This window comes from Curtobacterium sp. MCBD17_028, assembly GCF_003234875.1.
Lineage (GTDB): Bacteria > Actinomycetota > Actinomycetes > Actinomycetales > Microbacteriaceae > Curtobacterium.
Map to the genome: position 1 here is coordinate 189,066 of NZ_QKTQ01000003.1, position 24,893 is coordinate 213,958.

The following is a 24,893-nucleotide window of genomic DNA, read 5'->3' on the forward strand; positions in this document are numbered from 1 at the left end:
GGCAGTATGGGGGCATGCGATTCCTCGTCCGACTCGTCGTCAACGCCGTCGCCCTCTGGCTCACGACGCTCATCGTCCCCGGCGTGCACGTCGACGCCTTCGGCGATCAGGGGCTCGTCGCCACCGTCCTGACCTACCTGCTCGTCGCGTTCGTGTTCGGGCTCGTGAACGGGATCATCGGGACGCTGATCCGCATCGTCGCGTTCCCGATCTACATCCTGACGCTCGGGCTCGTGTCGTTCATCGTGAACGCCGTCCTGCTGCTCGTCGTCGCCGGGATCTCGACCTCGATCGGCTTCGGTCTGCGGGTCGACAGCTTCGGGTGGGGCATCGTCGGCGCGTTCGTGCTCGCCGTCTTCGCCTGGCTCATCGGCCTCCTGGCCCGCCCCGTCATCCGGCACGCCCGGGCCTGACCCCGCCCTTCGCCTTCTCCCCCCCTCTCACCCGCGAGATCGCACTCGTTGCCGCTTGGCACGGGTCCAAAGCGGCAACGAGTGCGATCTCGCCGGAGTGGTGGGCACGACGAAGGGCCCCGACCGATGGTCGGGGCCCTTCGCGTGCGTCAGGACTGCAGCTCAGCGGGACCGGCCTCGGCGCCGGCACCGACGCGGAGGGTCTGGCCGCTCGGGTTGCCGGTCGTGACCTCGATCCGGCGGGGCTTGGCGGCCTCGCTGACCGGGATCGTGACGCTGAGCACGCCGTTGTCGTAGCTCGCCGCGATGCGCGCCGTGTCCAGCCCCTGCCCGAGCGTCAGCTGGCGCAGGAACGAGCCCGACTGGCGCTCGCGGGTGATCCACTTGGCGCCGTCCGGGGCCCCGACGGTCCGCTCGGCGCGGATCGTCAGGAGCTGACCGTCGACGTCGATGTCCACCGAGCCCGGGTCGATGCCCGGCAGGTCCGCGCTCAGGACGTAGTGGTCGCCGTCGCGGTAGAGGTCCATCGGCATCACACGGGGACCGCGGCTCTCGAACAGGCTGCTCGCCATGCGGTCGAGCTCACGGAACGGGTCGAAGTTGGCCATCGTCATCAGCTCCTTCGTGTCGAGTGATCGAGGACTTGAGTCGCGTCGACTCAAGCTGTGACCAGATTAGCACTCGGGCAGGTCGAGTGCTAGAAGGATGCCGAGAGGTCGCCGAGTCTTCGCCGAGATCCCGGTCGGCCGGTCCGGCCGACCGGTCCGGCTGGCCGGTCCGGCCGGCTGGCCGGGACCACCGTCAGGCCCGCCGCACCCGCAGCGTCGCGATCTCGAACGGACGGAGCGTCAGCGTCACGGGCTCGTCCGCACCCCAGGCACCCGAGCCCGGCTCGCCAGCGGCGAGGTCACGCTCGAGCAGGTCGGTCCGCGTGACCGAGGCCACGGGGAACCCGAGGTCGACGAGCACGTCCGTCGCCCGCCCGCCGCGTGCCTCGTACAGGCGGACGACGACGTCGCCGGAGCGGTCCTCCGCGAGCTTGACGGCCTCCACGAACACCGCCGGGTCCGACACGGTGACGATCGGTGCGACCGGGGTGTCACCCGCGACCGCGCGCACCGGCAGGTTGAGCCGGTACCCACTGTCGGCGGCGTCGAGCACCGTCGCTCCCACCCGGAGGACCGTGCGGAACACGTGCCGGCCCTGGTCCGCCGACGGGTCCGGGAACTTCGGCCCGCGCACGAGCGATTCACGCACGAGCGTCGTGGTCCCGCCGTCGGGCCGCGTCACGCGGGTGATGTCGTGCCCGTACGTCGAGTCGTTCGCCACCGCGACGCCGAACCCCGGCTCGGCCACGTGCACCCAGCGGTGCGCGCTCGTCTCGAACCGCGCGAAGTCCCACGAGGTGTTCTGGTGGGTCGGCCGGTCGATGTGACCGAACTGGATCTCCGACGACGCCTGGTCGGCCTTGACGTCGATCGGGAACCCGAGCTTGAGCAACTTCTGCTGCTCGTGCCAGTCGACCTCGGTCTCGACGTGGAGTTCCGGCTCGCCGCGGAGGGCCGAGAACCGGGTGGTGACGGTGGAGTCGTGGAACGCACGGGTCACGACGAGCCGGTCCCCCTCGACCGCGATCGTGTCGGCCGTCGCGAGCTCGGTCGCGTGCCGCTGGTACGACCGGTCGATGTCCCAGGCGTCCCACTGGTTCGGGGTGTCGCGGAACACCGTGTACAGCGCGCCCCGGGTGCCGGGGGCGATCGCCTCGCGCCCCGACGCCGCGTCGACGACGGATGCCACGAGCCCGTCGTCGTCGACCGTCGCCACCACGCGACCGGTGTCGAACACCCACGCGTCGCCCTGCCGGACGGGAGGAACGGCTTCCGGCTGCGGGACGACCTCGCCAGCCAGCGCGGTCACCCCCTCCGCGCGCACCGGCGCCGCGTTGAAGCGCACGACCGCGCCGGTCGTCCCGTCACCGCCGACACCGAGGGCGTCCGCGGTGGTCGGCGCGTCGAGCGGACCCGCACCGTCGGCGATCGCGGTCGAGGAGGCGGCGACCCCGGCGAGCGCGGCGGCTCCCCCGTTGGCGAGCGCGGACGTCGACGTGCCGATGAGCCCCTCGAGCGTCGCCGCGACGGCCGCGTAGTGCTCCTCCGCGACCTCGTACACCCAGGCGATGCTCGAGCCGGGGAGGATGTCGTGGAACTGCTGGAGCAGCACGGTGTGCCAGGCGTCCTCGAGCGCCGCGTACGGGTACTCGAGCCCCAGTCGCACGGCTGCGGTGGTCGCCCAGAGCTCGGCCTCGCGGAGCAGGTGCTCCGACCGCCGGTTCCCCTGCTTCGTCCGGATCTGCGACGTGTAGGTGCCGCGGTGGAACTCGAGGTACATCTCGCCCGACCAGACTGCGGGCGTCGGCAGCAGGCGCTCGAGCTCCTCGTACACGTCGGTCGGGGTGCCGAGCTCGACGCGCGGCGAGCCCTCCAGGTCGTGCTGGCGGTGCGCCGCGGCGAGCATCTCGGGCGTGGGGCCGCCACCGCCGTCGCCGAACCCGTACAGGAGCATCGAGACGTCGGCGGTGCCGCGCTCCTTGTTCTGCCGTTCGCCGCGGTGCAGGTCCGCCGGGGACAGCTCGGAGTTGTACGTGTCCGCGGGCGGGAAGTGCGTGAGCACCCTCGAGCCGTCGATGCCCTCCCAGTGGAACGACGTGTGCGGCATGACGTTCGTCTCGTTCCACGACGGCTTCTGCGTCAGGAACCACCGGGAGCCGGCCGCGCGGATGATCTGCGGGAGGGCGCCGGTGTAGCCGAACGAGTCGGGCAGCCAGGCCTCGCGGGGTTCGAACCCGAGCTCGTCGATGAAGAACCGCTTGCCGGCGACGAACTGCCGAGCGAGGGCCTCACCGCCGGGGAGGTTCGTGTCCGACTCGACCCACATGCCGCCGACCGGGATCCAACGGCCCTCGGCGACCCGCTCCTTGATGCGGGCGAAGACCTCCGGGTAGTGGTCCCGCATCCACGCGTACTGCTGGGCGCTCGAGCAGGCGAAGGTGAACTCGGGGTCGCGGTCCATGAGCTCGAGGACGTTCGAGAACGTCCGGGCACACTTGCGGATGGTCTCGCGCACGGGCCACAACCACGCCGAGTCGATGTGGGCGTGCCCGACGGCCACCGCGCGGTGGGACGCCGTCGAGGCCGGGACGTCGAGGACGTCGCGCAGCACCGCGCGGGCGTCGGCGGCGGTGCCCGCGACGTCGTCGGGGTCGATCGCGTCGGCGGCACGCTCGAGCGTGCGGAGGATGTCGGCACCGCGCGTCGAGTCCGTCGGCAGTTCGGTGAGGAGCCCGCGGAGCACCCACAGGTCCTGCTGGAGTTCCCAGACGACGTCGTCCCGCTCCGCGAGTGCGAGCTCCCGGAGCCGGTAGATGGGCTCGTGCCCCGCCGTGCGCTTCGATCCGAGCGGCGTCGCGTCGTACGCGAAGTGACCGCCGACGTCGGGGTTCGCGGCCGCCTCGATCCAGAGGTCCACCGTGCCACCCGGCCCGGCCGTGACCGGCACCGCGGTGTTGCGGGGCTCGATCGCCTTGACGGTGCTGCCGTCCGGCCGGAAGACGAGCCCCTCGGCCTGGAACCCGGCCTGGCGCGCACTGAAGCCCAGGTCGACGACGAGGTCGACGCTCGTGCCCTCGGCGGTGCCGAAGTCGTCGGGCACGGTCCCCGTCACGTGGAACCAGGTCGTGCCCCAGGGCTTCCCACCCCACGGGTCGCCGATCGCGAACGGCTCGTACGGCTGCGCGACGGCCTCGGTGAACGGCACGGGTTCGTCCGGCACCTGCCAGGCCGTGATCGTGACGGGAGCGGTCCGGCGGTGCACGTGGGGGTCGATGCGGTCGCGGACGAGCCGGGCGATGCGGCTCTGGACGAGGGGTTCGTCGTGGTGCACGGGGATGCCTTCCTGGTGACGGGCGTGCGTGTGGAGGGGTCGGTGGTGACGGATCCGGTCGTGGCGGGACCGGCGCTGGTGGACGGGCCGGGGCGTGGCGGGGCTGCGGTCCGTGACGGATCGCGGTCGGGCCTCCCGGGCGTCAGCCCTTGATGCCGCCCGCCAGCGCGTTCCCGCCGCCGAGGCCGCGGGAGACGATCACGTAGAGGGCGATCACCGGGACGGAGTAGAGGATCGAGAAGGCGGCGAGCTGCCCGTACGCCACCGATCCGTACTGCCCGAAGAAGTTGAAGATGCTGACCGCGGCGGGTTGCTTGTCGGGTGAGAGCAGCAGGACGAACGGGACGAAGAAGTTCCCCCACGCCTGGATGAACACGAAGATGAACACGACGGCGATCCCCGGACGCATGAGCGGCACGACGATCCGGGTCAGCGTCGCCATCATCGAGGCACCGTCGGTCCAGGCGGCCTCCTCGAGCTGCACCGGCACGGAGTCCATGAAGTTCTTCGCCATCCAGATCGCCATCGGCAGGCTCGTCGCGGCGAGGAAGAACACGGTCCCGGCGACGTTGTCGATGAGGTTGAGCGACACGAACAGGCTGTAGACCGGCACCATCATCGCGGTGATCGGCAGGCCCGTCCCGAACAGGATCCCGTACAGGAACGGCTTGTTGACCCGCATCCGGTAGCGCGACAACGGGTACGCGGCGAGGATCGCGATGACGACCGTGACGATCGCGCACCCGCCCGACAGGATGAGGCTGTTGAGCAACGGCACGAACGCGAGCTGCGGCGTGAGGACCTTCGTGAAGTTGTCGAGGGTGAAGTGCGTCGGCAGCTTGACGCTCAGGGTCGCGCTCGCGTCGAACGATGCGAGGACGAGCCAGACGAGCGGCACGGCGAAGCAGATCGCGACGATCGCCAGGACGACGTTCGCCACCCAGCGCATCGTCCGGTGCCCCGGGCTCGTCATGTGCAGCGACCGGGCGTGGTCGCGGGCACCCGTGCGCGCGTTCCCCGGCGCGGTGGCCGTGGGTTCGTCGATCGTGATGGCCATGGTCAGTCCACCTCCGGCTTCAGCGCCCGGATGTACACGATCGAGAAGACCGCGCCGACGATGAGGAGGATCGTCGCGATGGCCGTCCCGAACCCGAGCTGCGAGAACTTGAACGCCTCCTGGTACGCCAGGATCGGCAGGGTCGAGCTGTTCGTGCCGGGGCCGCCACCGGTCATCACGTAGATGAGGGTGAACACCGACAGGGTCTGCAGGGTGGTGAGCATGAGGTTCGTCGAGATGCTCCGCCGGATGACCGGCAGGGTGATGTACGCGAGCCGCTGCCAGCCGGTGGCACCGTCGACCTCGGCGCTCTCGGTGATCTCGTCCGGGACCTCCTGCACGGCCGCCGAGTAGACGAGCATCGAGAACGCGGTCCCGCGCCAGATGTTCGCCAGGATGATCGCGATCATCGGGTACGTGTAGAGCCAGTTCGCGCCGGTGATCCCGATCATCGACAGGAACGTGTTGAGCGTGCCCTTGTCGTTGAAGAACGCGTAGGCCGCGAACGACGCGACGATCTCGGGGAGCACCCACGCGGCCACCACGAAGGTGCCGACGAGTGCCCGGATCACCCGGTTCGCCTCCCGCATGAGCAGTGCCAGGCCGAGGCCGAGCACGTTCTGCCCGATCACCGCGGAGCCGATGAGGAACACGAGCGTCAGCAGCACGGACTTCGGGAAGTCCTTGTCCTGGAACAGGTCGACGTAGTTCTTGAGTCCGACGAACTGCTGGCTCGACGCGGCCGCGCCGGTGAGCGCGGAGTTCGTGAACGAGCCGTAGAACGACGAGATGATCGGCCCGACCAGGAACACGACGATGAGGACCATCGCCGGCACGAGCGGCGTCGCCCGTGCGGCCGTGCGCAGGCCGTGTCCGCTCCGCCGCCGGGGCGGGTCCGTTCGTCGGGGTCCGCGGGTGCCGGGCAGGGCCGGCGCGATCTGGGTTGCCATCGGGGTACCGCCTCTTCGCTGGGTCGTGGCCGGTGGGGTGGGGTGACCGGGTCGGGCCGGGAGGCGCGGTGCGGGCCCGTCCGGGCTCGCAGGCTCGCCCGGCGCCCGCCGCGGATCGCTGGCGCGATCCCGCTGAGCGGCGGGCGCCCGGCCGGCCCACCTACTTGATCTGGACGGTGTGGTCCTGACCGACCACCCCGATCACCGCCTTGTCGTAGGTCGCAGCCGCCTGTTTCGGCGTCTGCTGCCCGGTCATCACGGACTCCATGGCCACCTGGATGGCGTTCGAGATCTGGCTGTAGTCGCTCGTCGCCGGGCGGAAGTTCGTGTGTTCCACGAGTCCGGAGAAGAACTTGAACGTCGGGTTGGACGCGTCGTAGGTCGGGTCCTCGGCGACGTCACTGCGCACCGCGATCTGGCTGTTCTGGATGTCGTACTTGAGCGACCCCTGCTTGTCCAACGCCATCGTGATGAAGTTGAACGCGGCCTGCGGGTTCCCGGAATGCGCCCCGACCGCGAGCGTCCAGCCACCGGACATGCTGTTGTAGCCCGGGGCCTGGCCGTTCTGCGTCGGCATCGGCGCCTGGCCGAGCACGCTCGACCACTGCGACCACGGGGCCGTCCCGGTCTTCAGCCACGTGCCGGACTGCCACGAACCGTCGAGGTCGATCGCCAGCTGGCCCTTCGGCAGCCACGTGTTCGCGACGGTCGTGCCGACGTTCGGGTCGAGTTCCTGCTGCGGTGTCGGGCCGAGGCCGCCCTGGTAGACGTCCTTGACGAACTGGAGCGCGTCGACGAACTGCTTCGAGCCCGTCACCCACTTCTTGTTCTGGTAGAGGGTGTTGCCCTTGCCGTCCGCCCCGTACAGGAGCATCTCGAAGCCCTGCATGGTGGAGGCCTCGCCCTGCGGCTTGCCCGAGTACATGTGGAACGGGATGACGCTCGGGTCCTTGGCCTTGATCGTCTTCGCCGCGTCGAGGACGTCCTGCCAGGTCTTCGGCTGCCACGGGACGGGCAGCCCGACCTTCTTGAAGATGTCCTTGTTGTACCAGAGTGCCCGGGTGTCGGTGCCCATCGGGACGCCGTAGGTCTTGCCGTCGACGCCCTGCCCCGCCTGCTTGGCGTTCGTGTAGAACTTGCTCCAGTCGCTCCACTTGGCCGTGTACTTGTCGAGCGGCAAGAGGTACCCGGCCTGCGCGTCCGCCTTGACGAGGAACGTGTCCTCGTACATGACGTCGGGCGCGGTGGCCGACGCCTTGTTCATGAGCGCGAGCTTCGTGTAGTAGTCGTTCTCCTGCGCCTGGATCGGCACCAGGTCGACGGTCATGTTCGGGTACTTCTTCTCGAACGCCGCCTTGACGTCCTTCATGTGGTGGTCGAGCTGCTGGAAGCTGCCGAACTTCTGGTAGGCGATCTTGATGGTGTCGCTGCTCGAGGATCCCGAGCTGCTGCACCCGGCCAGGGCCAGGGCTGCGACCGCTGCTGCTGCGACCGCGGCGATGAGACGAGGGCGTTTCATGGTGCTCCTTTGCTCCACAGGACGCTTCGGGCTCCCTTGCCCGGTCCGCGATTAGTCCACCGTATGGACTTAATGCTTGTCAAGCACCACGGGGGTGCGTTTCGCCCCGATCCCGCGAGATCGCACTCGTTGCCGTTCAGCACGCGCTCAGAGCGACAACGAGTGCGATTTCGCGGAGAGGGGGCTGCCTGGCCGACCGGCGGCCGGGGCGGCACTCAGCGGTCGATGAGCAGGGTGGAGGCCCGGGGCGACAACGTCGTGTCGAGCACCAGACACGCCGCTCCCACGGCGGTGACGTCCTCGTCGATCTCGCTCTGCTCGACCACGACGGGGTGCTTCGCCACGAGGACCGGCGACGACGCGATCGCCTGCGCGGCCGCGGGCAGGGCCTCCACGGCGATGCGCGACCAGAAGGGTCCGCCGAACACGACGCGGTCCACGTCGAGCAGGTTGACGATGACCACGACCGCACGGCCCATCGCGGTGCCGGCCGCCGCGGCGATCGCCCGCGCGATCGGGTCGCCCTCCGCGACCAGGGCCGACAGCTCGGAGAACGCGGCGTCGACCGCGGCCACGTCGGTGGGGCCGTCCCCGGTCGCCCAGGGCGCGCCGATGTCCAGTCCGGCCGCGGCGCCGAAGCGGACCAGGCGCTCGGGCGTCACGGTGTCGCCGACCTCGGCCCGGCCCTCCCCCGACCGGGTGGCCCGGGTCGTCACCGGCGCGGTGCCGACCCCCCGGCTGCCGCGGTCCGGTGTCCGGCGCGGGCCCGGCCCCTCGGGCAGCTCGGCCAGCAGGCCCTGGTCGATCATGATGTGGCCGGCGTCGCCGGCGTTCCCGCCCGCTCCGCGGAGCGGCTCGTGGTCGATCACGAGCCCGACGCCGAACCCGGTGCCGTAGTACACGAAGGCGAAGTTCCGGGCCGACGCCTCGTCGGTCAGCCACATCTCGCCGACGGCGGCGGCCGTCACGTCCTTCTCGAGCAGGACCGGGAGGCCCGTGGCCGCGGCGAGCGCGTCGCGCACCGGGACGTCCCGCCACCGGGGCAGGAACGGCGGGTCGAGGACGACGCCCCGTTCCGGGTCGATCGGTCCGGGCGAGGCCACCCCGACGCCGAGCACCGCCGCGCGGTCGACGCCTGCGTCGGTGACGAGTCGCTCGACCGCGTCGGCCATCGTCGACACGACGTCGTCCGGGTTCGCCGCGGAGGGCGTCGGGACGCTCGCCCCGGCGACGACCGCCCCCGTGAGGTCGAGGAGCACGCTCGTGACGACCGCCGGGTCGACGTGGACACCGACGGCGTACCGACTGGTGGGATCGAGTCGGAGGATCGTGCGGGGTTTGCCGCGGCCCGCGACCACGGTGCCCGACTCGACGACCATGCCCGCGTCGATGAGGTGCCGGGTGACGTTGGACACGGTCTGGGGGCTGAGCCCCGTGCGGTCGGCGAGCTCGACGCGACTCAGCCCGTCGGTGCTCCGGCGGATCGCGTCGAGGACCACGGTGCGGTTGAACCCGCCGATGGCCGGGAGGTTGGCACCGCGTCGATGCTCGGCCATCGCTCCTCCGTTCGTCCGGGGCCGACCCTATCGCCCGACCCGCCACGCCCGGGCGTCCTGGTTCTCCGGAAGCTCGTGGCAGCCCCTCTGGTCCGCTCGCAGGAGCACCGCTACCCTGACCGGCATGACGGACCTCCGCCTCGAGCCCCTCTCCGCCGCGACGATCGTCGCGGCGAACTCGCTCACGCTCAAGCCAGGGCAGGAGCAGTACGTCCAGCCGGTGTCGCACTCCATCGCCGAGGCCTACGTCCGACCGACGACGGCCTGGCCGCGCGTGGTGCTCGACGGCGACGAGGTCGTCGGGTTCATCATGGGGAACTTCGACGCCGAGAACAGCCAGGAGGAGCTCCGCAGCTGCATCTGGCGGCTCAACGTCGCCGCTTCGGCCCAGGGCCGCGGAGTCGGCCGGTTCGCCGTGCACGGCCTGGCAGAGGAAGCCCGCTCGCGCGGGTTCGACCGGCTGACCGTCATGTTCGAGCCCGGCGACGACGGCCCCGAGCCGTTCTTCCGCGCGATCGGGTTCCAGGTCATCGGCGAGACGCAGTACGGGGAGCACTTCGCCGCCCTGACACTCTGAACCCGGTGGTGGACGAGCCCGGAGACCCCGGCACGGACTTCGGCGCCGCGGTGGCCGATGTGGTCCGCGGCATCCCGCCCGGCCGGGTGATGACGTACGGCGACGTCGCGGCGGTGCTCGGCTCTCGGGCGTCGCGGCAGGTCGGCCGGGTCATGGCGCACGAGGGCCACGGTCTGCCGTGGTGGCGCGTCGTCCGCGCCGGGGGTCTGCCGCCCGTCGAGCACGAGGCCCGCGCCCTCGAGCACTGGCGCACCGAGGGGACCCCGCTCCGGCCGGGCACCCCGACCTGGAGGGTCGACATGCGTCGGGCGCGTTGGTCGCCCTCCTGAACCGCTCGCGGGGGACACACCCTGACCGGAGTCGGCCTGCACCGCGCGTACCGTCCCGGGGGGCCGGGCGTTCCCGTCGTCCGGCGACGAACAGGAGGAGCACCATGCGAGCAGTCGTCTACAACGGACCGCGCGACGTCAGCGTCCAGGACGTCCCCGACGCCCGGATCGAGAAGCCGACCGACATCCTCATCCGGGTGACCGCCACGAACATCTGCGGGTCGGACCTGCACATGTACGACGGCCGGACGGACATCGAGCCGGGCAGCGTCTTCGGACACGAGAACCTCGGCGAGGTGATCGAGGTCGGCTCCGGGGTCGAGAAGGTCTCGGTCGGCGAGCGCGTCGTCCTCCCCTTCAACATCGCCTGCGGCTTCTGCAAGAACTGCGAGCGCGGCTGGTCGAGCTTCTGCCTGACGACGCAGCCGAACCCGGAGACGGCCGGTGCGGCGTACGGCTACGCGGACATGGGTCCGTACCGCGGCGGGCAGGCGGAGCTCCTCCGCGTGCCGTTCGGTGACTACAACGCACTCCGTCTCGGCGAGGACTCGGTCGAGAAGGAGAACGACTACGCGATGCTGTCGGACATCTTCCCCACCGGATGGCACGGCACCGAGCTCGCGGGGGTGAAGCCGGGCGACTCGGTCGTCGTGTACGGCGCCGGCCCGGTCGGGTTGATGGCGGCACTGTCGGCCACGATCAAGGGTGCCGCGAAGGTCATGGTCGTCGACCGGCAGCCGGACCGCCTGCGTCTGGTGGAGTCGATCGGTGCGATCCCGATCAACGACGCCGAGGTCGACCCCGTCCAGGCGGTCCTCGACCAGACCATGGGGCTCGGGGCGGACGCCGGTGTGGAGGCCGTCGGGTACCAGGCACACGACCCCGAGGGCAACGAGCAGCCGAACCTCGTGCTGAACCGCCTCATCGCGTCCGTGCGGTTCACGGGCGGCATCGGCGTCGTCGGTGTCTACCTGCCGCAGGACCCGGGCGCCTCGGACGAGCTCGCCAAGAACGGGCAGATCGCGCTCGACTACGGCACGTTCTTCTTCAAGGGCCAGCACATGGGCACCGGGCAGGCGCCGGTCAAGCGGTACAACCGGCAGCTCCGCGACCTCATCGCCGCGGGCAAGGCGGAACCGTCCTTCATCGTGAGCCACGACCTGCCGCTCGACCAGGCACCGGACGCGTACCGGCACTTCGACGCCCGCGACGAGGGCTGGACGAAGGTCGTGCTGCACCCCGCCTCGGCCTGACCGGTCGCCGGGCCGCGGCCGTCAGGCGGTCGCGCGCCCGGCCTCCAGGTCGTAGCGGTCGCCCCGCGGGGCGGTCGGCAGGGCGAGCAGCACGAGCAGCACGAGGTTGACGACCGGGACGAGGTCGAGCAGCAGCCACCACCCGCTGCGTCCCGTGTCGTGCAGGCGTCGGACCCCGAGCGCGATCGTCGGCAGGAGCGTGGCGAGGCCCCAGACCGCGCTGACGGCCACGACGACGACGATCGCGATGACGGGCCCGTCCGGGACGCCGCTCGTGGTCGTGCCCGAGGGCAGCGTGGCCACGGTGACCCCGAAGACGATCCCGGCCACGATGCCGAACACGAGACCCACCAGCGCCGCGACGAGCAGCCACCACCAGCACTCGCTGCGGCTCGCGCGGCCCCGCAGCACCACGTAGCCGCGCCAGAACCGGCGGACGGCGACGGGCAGCGGGGCGCCGTACCAGGGCACGCCGATCGGGAGGGCCGCAGCGGGGCCTCCCGTCCGGTCCGGTCGGGTCGTGGTCGGTCGGGCACCGTCGCTCATGGGGACCATCCTGCCCTGTCCCGGGACGCCCCCGCGCCGCCCCCGCGCCGTCCTCGGAGTCGCCGAGATCGCAGAACACGCCGCTCACATGAGGACGTGAGCGGCGTGTTCTGCGATCTCGGCGGGCCCGGGACGGGACGGCCGGACCGGCCCGGCCGGACCGGGGCCGGCGGGTCAGACCAAGCTGTCCCGCCAGGCCGCGTGGAGCTGAGCGAACCGGCCGGTACCCGCGATGAGGTCGTCCGGCGTGCCGTCCTCGACGATCTGCCCGTGTTCCATGACGAGCACCCGGTGGGCGATCGCGACCGTCGAGAGGCGGTGCGCGATGATCACGGCCGTGCGGTCGGCGAGCAGGGTCTCGAGACCCTCCTGCACGAGCCGCTCGCTCGGGATGTCGAGCGACGCCGTGGCCTCGTCGAGGATGAGCACGCGCGGGTCCGCCAGGAACGCCCGGGCGAACGACAGCAGCTGCCGCTGGCCCGCCGACACCCGGCCACCGCGCTTGTTGACGTCGGTGTCGTACCCGTCGGGCAGCGCCTCGATGAACGTGTGGGCGCCGACGGCCTTCGCCGCCCGCTCGATCTCGGCCCGTGACGCCCCCGGCTTGCCGAGCGCGATGTTGTCCGCGACGGACCCCGAGAACAGGTACGCCTCTTGCGTGACCATGACGATCGCGCGCCGCATGTCCCGCGGGTCGAGATCGCGCAGGTCGATGCCGTCGAGCCGCACGGAGCCCTGTGACGGGTCGTAGAACCGCGCCATGAGCTTCGCGAGCGTCGACTTGCCCGCGCCCGTCGACCCCACGAGCGCGATCGTCTGACCGGCCGGGATGTGCAGGTCGAACTCGGGGAGCACGACCGTCTCGGCGTTGTACGCGAACACGACGTCGTCGAAGTCGACGCGGCCCTTCGCCTGGGCGAGGTGCTGCGGCCGGACCGGGTCCGGCACGCTCGGCTCCTCCTCGAGCACGCCCGAGATCTTCTCCATCGCAGCGGACGCCGACTGGTACCCGTTGTAGAACATGGCGAGCTGTTCGGCCGGGTCGAAGAACCGCCGGGCGTACAGGGCGACGGCGAGCAGGGCGCCGATCTCGAGCGAGCCACCGACGACGCGGAACGCGCCGATGATGACGACCGCCGCGAGCGTCGCGTTGCCGATGAGCACGAGGCCCGGGTCGAACGTCCCGAACAGGTTGAACACCTTGGCGTTCGCGGCGCGGTAGTCCTCGACGTACCCGGCGTACTCGTCGCGGTTGCGGGACTCCTTGCGGAACGCCTGCACCGCCCGGATGCCCGTCATGGTCTCGACGAAGTGCACGATCACCCGGGCGCTCGTGACACGCGTCGCCCGGAACAGCTGCTGCGAGCGCTTCTGGAACCACCGGGTCAGGAACCACAGCGGCACGAGGGCGATCGCGAGTACGAGGCCGGACGTCGGGTCGAGCGACACGAGCGCGATGGCCGTGAACACCATGTAGAGCACGCCCTGGATGAGCTGGTTCAGCCCGGAGTCCAGGAGTTCGCGGATCGAGTCGAGGTCGCTCGTCTGGCGCGAGATGATCCGCCCGGACGTGTAGGTCTCGTGGAACTCGAGGCTCAGACGCTGGGTGTGCAGGAACACGCGCTTGCGCAGGTCGAGCAGGATCTTCTGGCTGATCTTCGCCGCGAGCACGGTGTACCAGGCGGTGAGCAGCGCGCCCGCGACGGCGACGACGATGTAGCCGGCCACCACGAGGTACGCGGGGAGCCAGTCCTGTCGGTGGAGCACCGACGGCAGCGCGCTGTCGATGCCGTACGCGATGAGGGTCGGACCGGCCACCTGCGCGCCGGTCGACACCACCACGACGATCGCGATCGTCCACAGGTCGCGCCGGAGCGGTCCGAGCAGCGAGCGCATGAGCGCGAGCGACCGACGCCGGAGCCGTCGACTCTCGGCCTTCGTGAAGTGCTCCCGCTCCTCGCCGCGCACACCGCGCACGGTGATGGAGGCGGTGACCGGCTGCCCGTCGTCGGCCGCGGTGACGACGGCGGCCGGGCCTCCCGGCTGTGCGGTGTCCGTGGCGGGCTGGGCCCGCTCCTCGAACTCGGTCTGGTACTCGTCCTCGGGCTCGCCGGGGGCGTCCGGCCTGGCCGACGTCCGCTGGGGGTCGCTCATGCCAGTGCCTCCTCTCGCGCGGTCGCGTCGTCCTCGTCGAGCGAGGAGATGACGTAGCGGTAGTGGTCGTTCGTGGCCATCAGGTCGTGGTGCGTCCCGACGGCGGTGATGCGCCCGTCCTGCATGAGCGCGACCCGGTCGGCCAACGTCACGGTGGAGGGGCGGTGCGCGACGATGAGCGAGGTCGTCTCGGCGAGGACGCGTCGGAGTCCCGCCTCGACCCGGGCCTCGGTGTCGACGTCGAGCGCCGACAACGGGTCGTCGAGCACGAGCACGCTCGGTCGGGCGGCGATCGCCCGGGCCAGTGCGAGCCGCTGCCGTTGCCCGCCGGACAGGCTCAGGCCCTCCTCGCCGACGCGGGTGTCGACGCCGTCCGGGAGCCGGTCGACGAACTCCGCCTGCGCGACGTCGAGCGCCTCGCGGAGCAGGGCCTCGGCCTCGTCCCCCGAGACGTCCGGGCGGCCGAGGAGCACGTTGTCCCGCACCGAGGCGCTGAAGAGCGTGGCGTCCTCGAACGCGACGCCGACCCGGTGCCGCAGTTCCTCGCGCGTGAGCTCGCGGACGTCGACACCGTCGATCGTGATCGAGCCGCCCGTGACGTCGTACAGACGCGGCACCAGGGCGAGCAACGTCGTCTTGCCCGACCCGGTGAGCCCGACGAGCGCCATCGTCTCGCCCGGCTGCAGGACGAGGTCCACCCCGTCGACGAGGTCCGGCGTGCCCGCGGGCGCGTCCTGGTAGCGGAAGTGCACGTCGGTGAACGTCAACGCACCACGGGGGTCGGTGATCGTGCGCGGGCGCTCCGGGTCCTGGATCGTGTTCTCGGAGTCCATGACCTCGAAGAACCGATCGACCGCGGTCCGGGTGTCGAACGTCATCGACAGCAGGAACCCGATGGACTCGATCGGGAACCGGAGGACCGCCGCTGCCGAGAAGAACGCGAACAGCTCCCCGACCGTCAGGTGGCCCTGCGACGCCAGCCAGATCCCGGCGAGCAGGCACAGTGCGAACGCGACGTCGGGCACGAGCAGGAGCCACAGCCAGATGCCGGCGATGGCCCGGGCCTTCTCGATCTCGGTGCCCCGGAGCTGCTCGGCCTGTTCGCTGAACTCGTCGAGCTTGTACCGGCCGCGGCCGAACGCCTTGAGCACGCGGATGCCGTGCACCGACTGCTCCACACTCGTCGCGAGGTCACCGACCTGGTCCTGGCTGCGCCGGGCGACGACCGAGTACTTGCGCTCGAACACGAGGCCGTTGATCCAGATCGGGATCGACGCGACCATGAAGATGAGCGCGAGCAGCCAGCTCCACGTGAACAGCACGCCGAAGCCGACGATGATCGTGACGATGTTGACGACGAGCAGCACGATGCCGAACGCCAACCAGCGTCGGATCAGGCTGAGGTCCGACACCGACCGCGACAGCAGCTGACCCGACTGCCACCGGTCGTGGAACGCGACCGGCAGGTCCTGGAGCTTGGCGTAGAGGGCGTTGCGCATGCGCGACTCGACGTACGTGCCCGGCCGGAGGACCAGGCGACGGCGCGCGGCGATCATGAGGGCCTCGAGCACCCCGAGGCCGAGCACCGCCAGGCCCGCGGGGACGATCTGGCCACGGTCGCCGGACTTCAGCGGCCCGTCGACCAGGGCCTGCAGGACGAACGGGATCGCGAGCGCGACGAGCGACGCGACCATCGCGGCGACCATACCGAGCACGATGCGCCCGATCGCGGGCTGGACGTAGGGGTAGATCCGCGCGATGGCGCGGAAGGTGGACGGACGCGCTGCTGCAGCGGGCGTTCTCGACATGGGGAGACCTCATCGTCGAACCGGTCGGGACCGGAGTGCGGATTGATGCGACCTCCGACCCGTCGGGCGGGCCGGGAGGCGGGACCTCCGCCCGACGTCATGGTGACGACGGGCGTGGCCGGGTGGGGCGGGCGGGGGCGGACGCCGAGGCGTCACGCGCCGCGAGCGGCGGACCGGTGGCCCGTCGGCGGCGTGCTGGTCCCCGCGGGGGCGACTAGCGGAACGTCGGTCCCTCGACGGACGGGGCGACGACTCCGAAGGCGTCCAGGCCGGCAGGAGCCAGGGTGCTGGTCATCGCGTTCATCGTCACTCCAGTCGTCGTCATCGTCACGCCGACCACCGGGCCGCGCTGGTGGGGCGTGTCGAGGCCGGTCGGAGCCTCACAGACTATTCGCAGGCAGTCGCACGATGCAATGCGGTGCGGCGTGTCGCCCGGGGCGGCGCGGCGGGCGTCAGTGGAAGAAGTGGCGTTCGCCCGTGAAGTACATCGTCACGCCGGCCGCGTTCGCCGCAGCGATCACCTCGGCGTCGCGCACGGACCCGCCGGGCTGGACCACCGCCCGGACACCCGCGTCGATGAGGACCTGCAGCCCGTCGGCGAACGGGAAGAAGGCGTCCGAGGCGGCCACCGACCCCGCGGCGCGGTCGCCCGCCCGGGTGACGGCGAGGTGGCACGAGTCGACCCGGTTCACCTGGCCCATGCCGACGCCGACGCTCGCCCCGGCGTTCGCCAGGAGGATCGCGTTCGACTTGACGGCCCGGCAGGCCTTCCACGCGAACGCGAGGTCCGCGAGGGTGGCGTCGTCCGCGGCGTCCCCGGACACGAGGTCCCACGTCGCCTGGTCGAACGTGGTGAACCGGTCGGCGTCCTGCACGAGGAACCCGCCCGAGATCTGCTTGACCTCGCGGGGCGCCAGGGCGAAGTCGGCCGGCAGGGTGAGCAGCCGGATGTTCTTCTTGGCGGACAGGATCTCGACGGCCTCGGGGTCGAACGCGGGTGCGATCACGACCTCGGTGAAGATGTCCGCCACGGCCTCGGCCATGCCGCGCGACACGGGGCGGTTCGCCGCGATGACCCCGCCGAACGCGGACAGGGGATCGCACGCGTGGGCACGGGCGTGGGCGTCGGCGATCGGGTCGGCCGCGTCGGGTGCCGCGACCGCGATGCCGCAGGGGTTCGCGTGCTTGATGATCGCGACCGCCGGCTCCGTGAAGTCGTACGCGGCACGGAGCGCTGCGTCGGCGTCGACGTAGTTGTTGTACGACATCTCCTTGCCGTGCAGCTGGGTCGCCTGCGCGATGCCGTGGCCGTCGGCGGCGGTGTAGAGCGCGGCGGCCTGGTGCGCGTTCTCGCCGTAGCGGAGACCCGCCGCGAGCGAGCCCTCGAGCTGGATCGTCGGTGCGAAGCCGCTGGCGCCGGACCCGTCCGCTGATCCGTTCCCCGAGCCTCCCGGCTGCGCGACGTCGCCATGGACCGTCGGGCCGCCCGCGACGTGCTCGGTGAAGTACGCGGCCACGGCGGTGTCGTACGCCGCGGTGTGGGTGAAGGCCGCGGTGGCGAGCCGACGGCGGAGGGCGAGGTCCGTGCCTCCCGACCGGACCGCGGCGATGACCTCGGCGTACGACGACGGCGAGACCACGACGGCCACGTTGGCGTGGTTCTTCGCGGATGCACGCACCATCGCGGGGCCGCCGATGTCGACGTTCTCGACGACCGTCGCCGTGTCCGCACCCGACGCCACGGTCTCGACGAAGGGGTAGAGGTTCACGACGACGAGCTCGAACGGCGCGATCCCGAGGTCGGCGAGCTGCTGCTCGTGCGACTCGAGCCGCAGATCGGCGAGCAGACCCGCGTGCACGGCCGGGTGCAGGGTCTTCACGCGGCCGTCGAGGGACTCGGGGAACCCGGTGATCGCGGCGACCTCGGTGACGCCGATGCCCGAGTCGGCGATGGCCTTCGCTGTCGACCCCGTGGACACGATCTCGACCCCGGCGGCGTCGAGGGCCGCGGCGAGGTCGAGGAGGCCGGACTTGTCGCTCACCGAGATGAGCGCGCGGCGGACGGCGACGCGGTCGCGCTCGCGGTAGAGGCTGGGATCGGCGGCGTGGACGCTCATGCGCGGGCGAGTTCCTTCAGGTCGACGGTTCCGTTGGCGATGTCGAGGACGGTCTGGATGAGCAGCCGTCGCTCCACGTGCTTGATGCGGTCGTGCAGCGTGGACTCGGAGTCGTCCGGCTCCACCGGGATCCGCTCCTGGACGATGATCGGGCCGCTGTCGACGCCGTCGTCGACGAGGATGACGCTCGCGCCCGTCTCCCGCACGCCCGCGACGAGGGCGTCCCGCACGGCGTGCGCGCCGGGGAACTCGGGCAGGTGGGCGGGGTGGGTGTTGACGATCGCGGGGCTGAACTCGGCGACGACGTCGTGCGGGAGCAGCCGCATGAACCCCGAGAGCACGAGCAGGTCGGGCGTCCACGGGCGGATCTGCTCGGCCAGGGCGGCACCCCACTCCTGCCGGGTCGCGAACGCCGTGAAGGGGACCGTGAAGGTCGGGATGCCGTACTCCTCGCCGAGGTCGAGTCCCTCGGCGTCACGATCCGCACCGATCGCGACGACCCGTGCGGGGTACTCGGCGTCCCGTGCGGCGTCGAGCAGCGCGCGGAGGTTCGATCCGGCACCGGAGATCAGCACCACCAGTTCGAGCACGGTCGCCAGCCTACCGGGTGTCGTTCAGCGGGCGGCGTCGCCGCGGGTGTCGTTGAGCAGGCGGCGTCGCCGCGGTGTCGTTCAGCGGCCGGCGTCGCCCTTGGGCCGACGCCACCACGGGAGCTCGTGCTCGGGGATCTCGTCGACGACGTCGGTGTCCCACTGGTCGGCCTCGCCGCCGACCGCTTCGGCGGACGTCGACTCGGCGCCGTCCGACCCTCTGGTCTCGGTGTGCCCAGACGGCCGGGCCGCCGCCCATCCGAGCGGGAGCTGGGGCAGTGCGGCCTCGCGTTCCCGCTCGCGCTCGCGCTCGAGCTCGCGGACGACCTCCGGGTCCCCGTCGGACACCGGCTCGGTCGGCTGCTCGGGGTGCGCGATCGTCGCACCGCTGCGTCCCGTCACGCGGAACCGGGAGTGGCCACCGGTGCGGCCGCCCACCGTCGTCGTGTCCGCCGCCCCGGCCCGATCGAGCGCGCCGAGGAACCCGCCGTCGTCGTCCTCGGTGATGGTGTCCACGGGGAGCGGGGCGGCCGCCTCCGCATCGTCGTCGCGCCAGCGTTCACGGCGGGGCAGCCAGGAGTCGCGCTCCGGCCACCGCACCAGGTCGCTGCCGACCGCGAGCGCGAGGACCGCGGGCACACCGGCCTCGAGCGCGGCGAGTGCCCCGACGGCGACGGGGGACGGCCCGACGGTGACGAGTCGTCCAGGACCGAGGGAACCGGCGGTCAGCCACGCGGCGAATCCCGTCGCCAGCCCCGCCACCACGCCGATGCCGACGCCGGCGATGGCGCGGCGTCCGGCCGTGTTCCCCTCCGCGAGGGCGCGGACGAGCCGCGGGCGGAGCAGCGCGGCGACGAGGAACGCCCCGACGGCGGGCACCAGCACGGACAGCAGGCCGAACGCGTGTCCTCCGGTGGGAAGCGCGCCGAGGACGGGGATGCCCGGGATCGGACCGAGGGTCGTGCCGATCGGCGAGACGTCCGACCCGGTGCCGATCGCGAACCCGGGGCCGACGATCCACGCCATCGCCCAGCCGACGAGGTCGGGCAGGAACGCGAGTTCACCGACCGTGATCGCGAGGCCGCCGACGAGTCCCGCGTGCGACTGCTCGTAGAGCGTGATGACCTGGGCGTACGACCCGAGCACGAGCAGGGCGACGAGCAGGGCCGCCGCGGTCACGAGCACCGCCACGACGCCGAGACCGCCGCGCAGCGCCACGTCGGTCACGGAGCGCCACGGGCCCGGGATCCGGTCGACGGCGTCGAGCACCGCGGCGGTCGCGGGGTCGAGATCGGCGCCCCGGCGGCGTCGGGCGACCTCGGCCGCCACGAGCAGCGGCACGGCGTACCAGAGGGTCGGCAGCAGGACCGACTGCCAGATCGAGGGACGAGCCGCGACGCTGACGGTCGACAGCGCGACGGCGAGCGCCAACGCGGCGACGACGACGATGCCGGCGATGCTGCCGGTCACGCGGTGTTCGGTCTCGGCGAGGCGTCGACCGGCGCGTGCGCCGAGCCACGCGGTGATCACCGCGAACCCGAGCGCCGCGATCGTCAGGACGATGGGCGCGTCGGCGCCGCTGAGGCCGGTCGCCTTGGCGGTGGCGGCGTCGAGCACGAAGGTGACGTCGACGCCGTGGCCGATCAGCCAGACACTGCCCGCCGCCCGCCAGAACGCGAGCCACGGGACCTGCAGGCCGTACTCGATGCCCCAGAGGAGCGTCAGCGGCACGAGGGCGATCCCGACGCCGACGGCGACCGTCACGACGGCCTCGACGGCGGCGAAGAGAGCGGTGCCCGGGCGGTTCATCGCGGACGAGGATACGGGAGGGCCCGCCGCACACCGGGTCGGCGCGCGGCGGGCCGGGCGACACTCAGCCGAGTGCGGCGACTGCCTCCCGCAGCAGGGCCGCGGTCTCGCTCGGGGTCTTGCCGACGCGGACCCCGGCGGCCTCGAGCGCCGCCTTCTTCGCCTCGGCCGTGCCGGCCGAGCCGGACACGATCGCCCCGGCGTGCCCCATGGTCTTGCCCTCCGGCGCCGTGAACCCGGCGACGTAGCCCACCACCGGCTTCGTGACGTTGGCCTTGATGAAGTCGGCCGCGCGTTCCTCGGCGTCGCCGCCGATCTCACCGATCATGACGATCGCGGTCGTCTCGGGGTCGGCCTCGAACGCGGCGAGCGCGTCGATGTGCGTCGTGCCGATGACCGGGTCGCCGCCGATGCCGATCGCGGTGGAGAACCCCAGGTCCCGGAGCTCGTACATCATCTGGTAGGTCAGCGTGCCCGACTTCGACACGAGGCCGATCGGCCCCTTGCCCGTGATGTTCGCGGGGGTGATGCCGACGAGGGACTCACCCGGCGTGATGATGCCGGGGCAGTTCGGCCCGATGATCCGGGTCTTCCCCCCGAGCGCCTTCGCGTGTGCCCAGAACTCCGCCGCGTCCTGCACCGGGATGCCCTCGGTGATGACGACGACGAGGGGGATCTCGGCGTCGATGGCCTCCATCACGGCGTCCTTCGCGAAGGCCGGCGGGACGAACACGATCGACGTGTCCGCTCCGGTCTCCTGGATGGCCTCGGTCACCGAGCCGAACACGGGCAGGGTGACGTCGCCGTGTGTGACCGTCGTGCCGGCCTTGCGCGCGTTCACGCCGCCGACGACCTTCGTCCCGGCCTTGAGCATGAGCGCGGTGTGCTTCGTGCCCTCGCCGCCGGTGATGCCCTGGACGATGACCTTCGAGTCCTTGTCGAGGAAGATGGACATGGTGCTGGTCCCTTCTAGGCCGCGGCCGCGGCGAGTTCGGCGGCCTTCTCGGCCGCGTCGTCCATGGTCGCCACGACGGTGACGAGCGGGTGTGCCGCCTCGGCGAGGATGCGCCGGCCCTCGTCCACGTTGTTGCCGTCGAGCCGCACGACGATCGGCTTCGTGGCCGCGTCGCCGAGGATCCCGAGCGCGGCGACGATGCCGTTCGCGACGGCGTCGCACGCGGTGATCCCGCCGAAGACGTTGACGAAGACGCTCTTCACCTGCGGGTCCCCGAGGATGACGTCGAGGCCGTTCGCCATGACCTCCGCCGAGGCGCCGCCGCCGATGTCGAGGAAGTTCGCGGGCTTGACGCCGCCGTGGCGCTCCCCCGCGTACGCGACGACGTCGAGCGTCGACATGACGAGCCCGGCTCCGTTGCCGATGACGCCGACCTCGCCGTCGAGCTTGACGTAGTTGAGGCCGTGCGCCCCGGCCTTCGCCTCGAGCGGGTCGGCCGAGGCGCTGTCCTCGAGCGCGGCGTGGTCCTCGTGCCGGAAACCCGCGTTGTCGTCGAGCGACACCTTGCCGTCCAGCGCGAGGATCTGGCCGTCCTCGGTGCGGACGAGCGGGTTGACCTCGACGAGCGTGGCGTCCTCGCCCTGGAACACGCCGTAGAGCGCGACGAACACGGGCACGACCGCGGGGATCAGGTCCTCGGGGAACCCGGCCTGGCGTGCGATCTGCTCGGCCTCGGCGTCGTTGATCCCGGTGAGCGGGTTGACCTCGACGCGGGCGAGTGCCTCGGGCTTCTCGACCGCGAGCTGCTCGATCTCCATGCCGCCCTCGACGCTGACGAGCGACAGGTACGAGCGGTTCGCGCGGTCGAGCAGCACGGAGAAGTAGAACTCCTCGGCGATCTGCGCGCCCTGCGCCACCATCACGCGGTGCACGGTGTGGCCCTTGATGTCGAGCCCGAGGATGGCCTGCGCGGCCTCGTACGCCTCGTCGGGGGTCTTCGCGACCTTGACCCCACCGGCCTTCCCACGCCCGCCGACCTTGACCTGCGCCTTCACCACGACGACCCCGCCGATGCGCTCGGCCGCCGCGCGGGCCTCGTCGGGGGTGTCGGCGATGATGCCCTGCAGGACGGGGACGCCGGAGGACTCGAAGAGGTCCCTGGCTTGGTACTCGAAAAGATCCACGCTGTTCTTCCTCACCGCGATGTGCGTCTTCGGGCAGCGCCGTCGTCGTGCGTCGGCGCTGGTCGGACGGTCGCACTCGACGTCGAGGTCGCTCGATGTCGAGACAACGGCCGCGGCCAGCCTAGCGCTCCGGGCCGGTCGTACCCCGGCCGCCGGGTCGCCTCCGAGCGGCGCTCCGGCAGGGTGTCGTGCATGAGCGACGACATCCGCGACCGTGCCGAGGCGACCGCCCGCGAGGTCTTCGGTTGGGAGGCCCTGCACGCCGGCCAGGCCGAGGCGATCGAGGCGGTGGTCGGCGGACGCGACACCCTCGCCGTGATGCCGACCGGCTACGGCAAGTCCGGCATCTACCAGGTGGCGGGGCTCCTCATCGACGGCCCGACCGTCGTCGTCTCCCCGCTCATCGCGCTGCAGGACGACCAGGTGGCGGGGCTCGAGGCGCGAGAGCAGACCGGCGGACCCCGTGCGGTCGCCGTCAACTCGACCCGGTCCGCGGGCGAGGTCGAACAGGCATGGGCCGACCTGGCGAGCGGAGACGCCGAGTACGTGTTCCTCGCGCCCGAGCAGCTCGCGAAGGACGAGGTCGTCGAACGCCTGCTCGACCTCGGCGTGCGCCTGTTCGTCGTCGACGAGGCCCACTGCGTGTCGAGCTGGGGGCACGACTTCCGCCCCGACTACCTGGTCCTCGGCGAGGTCGTCGAGCGGCTCGGTCACCCGACGGTCCTCGCCATGACCGCGACCGGCTCGGGTCCGGTCCGGTCCGAGATCGTCGAGCGGCTCGCCATGCGGGACCCGCTCGAGCTGAGCCGCGGGTTCGACCGGCCGAACCTCCGGCTCGAGGTCGTGCGTCACAGCGACGACGACGGCAAGCGGGCCGCCGTCGTCGAGCAGGTGGCGACCCTCCCGGTCCCCGGTCTGCTGTACGTGGCGACCCGCAAGGAGACCGAGTGGTACGCGGACGAGCTGGCGGACCGCGGGCGGAACGTCCGCGCGTACCACGCCGGACTCAAGGCGTCCGAGCGGCAGGAGGTGCACGAGGCGTTCCTCGCCGGCACCCTCGACGTCGTCGTCGCGACGAACGCGTTCGGCATGGGCATCGACAAGCCGGACGTGCGCTTCGTCGTGCACGCCGACGTGCCCGAGTCCGTCGACGCGTACTACCAGGAGATCGGCCGGGCCGGACGCGACGGCGATCCGGCGACCACGACCCTCCACTACCGGGCCGAGGACCTCGGGCTGCGGCGGTTCTTCGCGTCCGGCACGCCCGCCAAGGCGAAGCTCCGGACGGTGTTCGACGCCGTGCCCGACGACGGCGCGATCCGTCGTCCCGAGCTCGCCGAGGCGGCGGAGGTGCCCACGCGGTCCCTCGGCCGCTACGCGAACGCCCTCGTCGAGGGCGGGGCGCTCGAGGAGACCGAGGACGGCCTCGTCCGCACCGACGACGACGCCGCGCGGGACGCGGACGCCGCCGCCGACGCCGCGGTCGCCCGCGCCGAGGACCGTGAGCGGATCGAGGAGTCCCGCATCGCGATGATGCGGCAGTACGCCGAGACCCTCGGTTGCCGACGCCAGTTCCTGCTCGGCTACTTCGGCGACGAGCTGCCCCAGCCCTGCGGCAACTGCGACACGTGCGCCTCCGGCTCGGCGTACGCGCAGGACGCCCACGTGGCGGACGGCTCGAACGACGCCGCGTACCCGCCGGACTCCGAGGTCGAGCACGACGAGTGGGGTCACGGGACCGTCATGAGCACCGAGGAGGACCGGATCACCGTGTTCTTCGAGTCGGTGGGGTACCGCGTGCTGTCGATCGACGCGGTGCGCGAGCGGGGCCTCCTGCGGACCGTCTGACGGCCGTCGTCTCCCGCTGCCGGCGGCCCGGCGCGGGTCGGGGGAAGGCGCGGCCGCTCGACCACCCGTCGGCGGCCGCGCTCCACTCCCCCGAGCCAGAGCAGCCTGGCCCACTCGGGCGTCGCGCAGGTGACCGCCCGGTGAACACCGCGTGGCGGATCGCGGTCCGATGCGTCGCCACGGCGTTGCCTGTGCGGCACCTCCGGATGCCGGGGCCGGGAGGCCCGGTGCGGGTACCCAGGAACCGTCACCGACGCGGTGGCCCAGCGGCGCACCCGCGCCGACCCGA

At 71.8% G+C, this 24,893-nt stretch carries 19 protein-coding genes; 5 read left to right on the top strand and 14 right to left on the bottom strand.

All coding sequences use genetic code 11. The features are described 5' to 3' along the window. The first annotated feature begins 14 nt into the window (after positions 1–14). Positions 15–413 (top strand): phage holin family protein, encoded by a 399-nt coding sequence (locus DEI86_RS05375; protein ID WP_111009734.1) that lies wholly within the window; start codon positions 15–17, stop codon positions 411–413. Between the two features lie 149 nt (positions 414–562). Here DEI86_RS05375 and DEI86_RS05380 read toward each other — a convergent pair whose 3' ends face one another. The 6 genes from DEI86_RS05380 to DEI86_RS05405 all read right to left on the bottom strand — a co-directional run bounded on the left by DEI86_RS05380 (position 563) and on the right by DEI86_RS05405 (position 9,434). After that, positions 563–1,021 (bottom strand): Hsp20/alpha crystallin family protein, encoded by a 459-nt coding sequence (locus tag DEI86_RS05380; protein WP_111012406.1) that lies wholly within the window; start codon positions 1,019–1,021, stop codon positions 563–565. A gap of 193 nt (positions 1,022–1,214) precedes the next feature. Continuing rightward, a complete protein-coding gene (locus DEI86_RS05385) occupies positions 1,215–4,352 on the bottom strand; it encodes a glycoside hydrolase family 38 C-terminal domain-containing protein (protein ID WP_111048989.1) in 3,138 nt (1,045 codons plus the stop codon). 142 nt (positions 4,353–4,494) lie between these two features. After that, positions 4,495–5,409 carry a carbohydrate ABC transporter permease gene (locus tag DEI86_RS05390; protein ID WP_111048990.1) on the bottom strand — a complete coding sequence of 305 codons (915 nt, stop codon included), beginning with the start codon at positions 5,407–5,409 and terminating at the stop codon, positions 4,495–4,497. A 2-nt stretch (positions 5,410–5,411) separates the two neighbouring features. Next, the gene (locus DEI86_RS05395; RefSeq protein ID WP_111009737.1) at positions 5,412–6,359 is read right to left on the bottom strand and encodes a carbohydrate ABC transporter permease; all 948 of its coding nucleotides are present in this window, start codon (positions 6,357–6,359) and stop codon (positions 5,412–5,414) included. A gap of 160 nt (positions 6,360–6,519) precedes the next feature. Continuing rightward, positions 6,520–7,878 carry an extracellular solute-binding protein gene (locus DEI86_RS05400; RefSeq protein ID WP_111009738.1) on the bottom strand — a complete coding sequence of 453 codons (1,359 nt, stop codon included), beginning with the start codon at positions 7,876–7,878 and terminating at the stop codon, positions 6,520–6,522. Positions 7,879–8,093: 215 nt separating this feature from the next. Then, positions 8,094–9,434 carry an ROK family transcriptional regulator gene (locus DEI86_RS05405; protein ID WP_111048991.1) on the bottom strand — a complete coding sequence of 447 codons (1,341 nt, stop codon included), beginning with the start codon at positions 9,432–9,434 and terminating at the stop codon, positions 8,094–8,096. 124 nt (positions 9,435–9,558) lie between these two features. On the opposite strand from DEI86_RS05405, the gene DEI86_RS05410 reads away from it, so the two are divergent. From DEI86_RS05410 to DEI86_RS05420, 3 genes are all read left to right on the top strand, one after another. Continuing rightward, a complete protein-coding gene (locus DEI86_RS05410; RefSeq protein ID WP_111009740.1) occupies positions 9,559–10,011 on the top strand; it encodes a GNAT family N-acetyltransferase in 453 nt (150 codons plus the stop codon). A gap of 8 nt (positions 10,012–10,019) precedes the next feature. Continuing rightward, complete coding sequence (locus DEI86_RS05415; protein ID WP_181434597.1) at positions 10,020–10,340, top strand: MGMT family protein; 321 nt, start codon at positions 10,020–10,022, stop codon at positions 10,338–10,340. Positions 10,341–10,444: 104 nt separating this feature from the next. Next, complete coding sequence (locus DEI86_RS05420; protein ID WP_111009741.1) at positions 10,445–11,593, top strand: glutathione-independent formaldehyde dehydrogenase; 1,149 nt, start codon at positions 10,445–10,447, stop codon at positions 11,591–11,593. Positions 11,594–11,614: 21 nt separating this feature from the next. Here DEI86_RS05420 and DEI86_RS05425 read toward each other — a convergent pair whose 3' ends face one another. The 8 genes from DEI86_RS05425 to sucC form a co-directional block, all read right to left on the bottom strand. Next, complete coding sequence (locus DEI86_RS05425; protein ID WP_111009742.1) at positions 11,615–12,139, bottom strand: DUF805 domain-containing protein; 525 nt, start codon at positions 12,137–12,139, stop codon at positions 11,615–11,617. Positions 12,140–12,313: 174 nt separating this feature from the next. Then, positions 12,314–14,122, bottom strand: a complete 1,809-nt coding sequence (locus DEI86_RS05430) for an ABC transporter ATP-binding protein (protein ID WP_111035599.1) — start codon at positions 14,120–14,122, stop codon at positions 12,314–12,316. A gap of 167 nt (positions 14,123–14,289) precedes the next feature. Beyond that, a complete protein-coding gene (locus tag DEI86_RS05435; protein ID WP_111048992.1) occupies positions 14,290–16,101 on the bottom strand; it encodes an ABC transporter ATP-binding protein in 1,812 nt (603 codons plus the stop codon). A 452-nt stretch (positions 16,102–16,553) separates the two neighbouring features. After that, entirely contained in the window at positions 16,554–18,218 is a 1,665-nt protein-coding gene (gene purH / locus DEI86_RS05440) for a bifunctional phosphoribosylaminoimidazolecarboxamide formyltransferase/IMP cyclohydrolase (RefSeq protein ID WP_111048993.1), read from the bottom strand. Further along, positions 18,215–18,808, bottom strand: a complete 594-nt coding sequence (gene purN / locus DEI86_RS05445; protein ID WP_111009746.1) for a phosphoribosylglycinamide formyltransferase — start codon at positions 18,806–18,808, stop codon at positions 18,215–18,217. The genes purH and purN overlap by 4 nt, the downstream gene beginning before the upstream one ends. Positions 18,809–18,889: 81 nt before the next feature. Beyond that, entirely contained in the window at positions 18,890–20,617 is a 1,728-nt protein-coding gene (locus DEI86_RS05450; RefSeq protein WP_111048994.1) for a DUF6350 family protein, read from the bottom strand. A gap of 64 nt (positions 20,618–20,681) precedes the next feature. Next, positions 20,682–21,572, bottom strand: coding sequence for a succinate--CoA ligase subunit alpha (sucD, locus tag DEI86_RS05455; RefSeq protein WP_111009748.1), 891 nt, complete (start codon positions 21,570–21,572; stop codon positions 20,682–20,684). Between the two features lie 14 nt (positions 21,573–21,586). Beyond that, positions 21,587–22,756, bottom strand: coding sequence for an ADP-forming succinate--CoA ligase subunit beta (gene sucC, locus DEI86_RS05460; RefSeq protein WP_111009749.1), 1,170 nt, complete (start codon positions 22,754–22,756; stop codon positions 21,587–21,589). Between the two features lie 192 nt (positions 22,757–22,948). On the opposite strand from sucC, the gene DEI86_RS05465 reads away from it, so the two are divergent. Then, positions 22,949–24,604 carry a RecQ family ATP-dependent DNA helicase gene (locus DEI86_RS05465; protein ID WP_111048995.1) on the top strand — a complete coding sequence of 552 codons (1,656 nt, stop codon included), beginning with the start codon at positions 22,949–22,951 and terminating at the stop codon, positions 24,602–24,604. Positions 24,605–24,893: the final 289 nt, after the last annotated feature.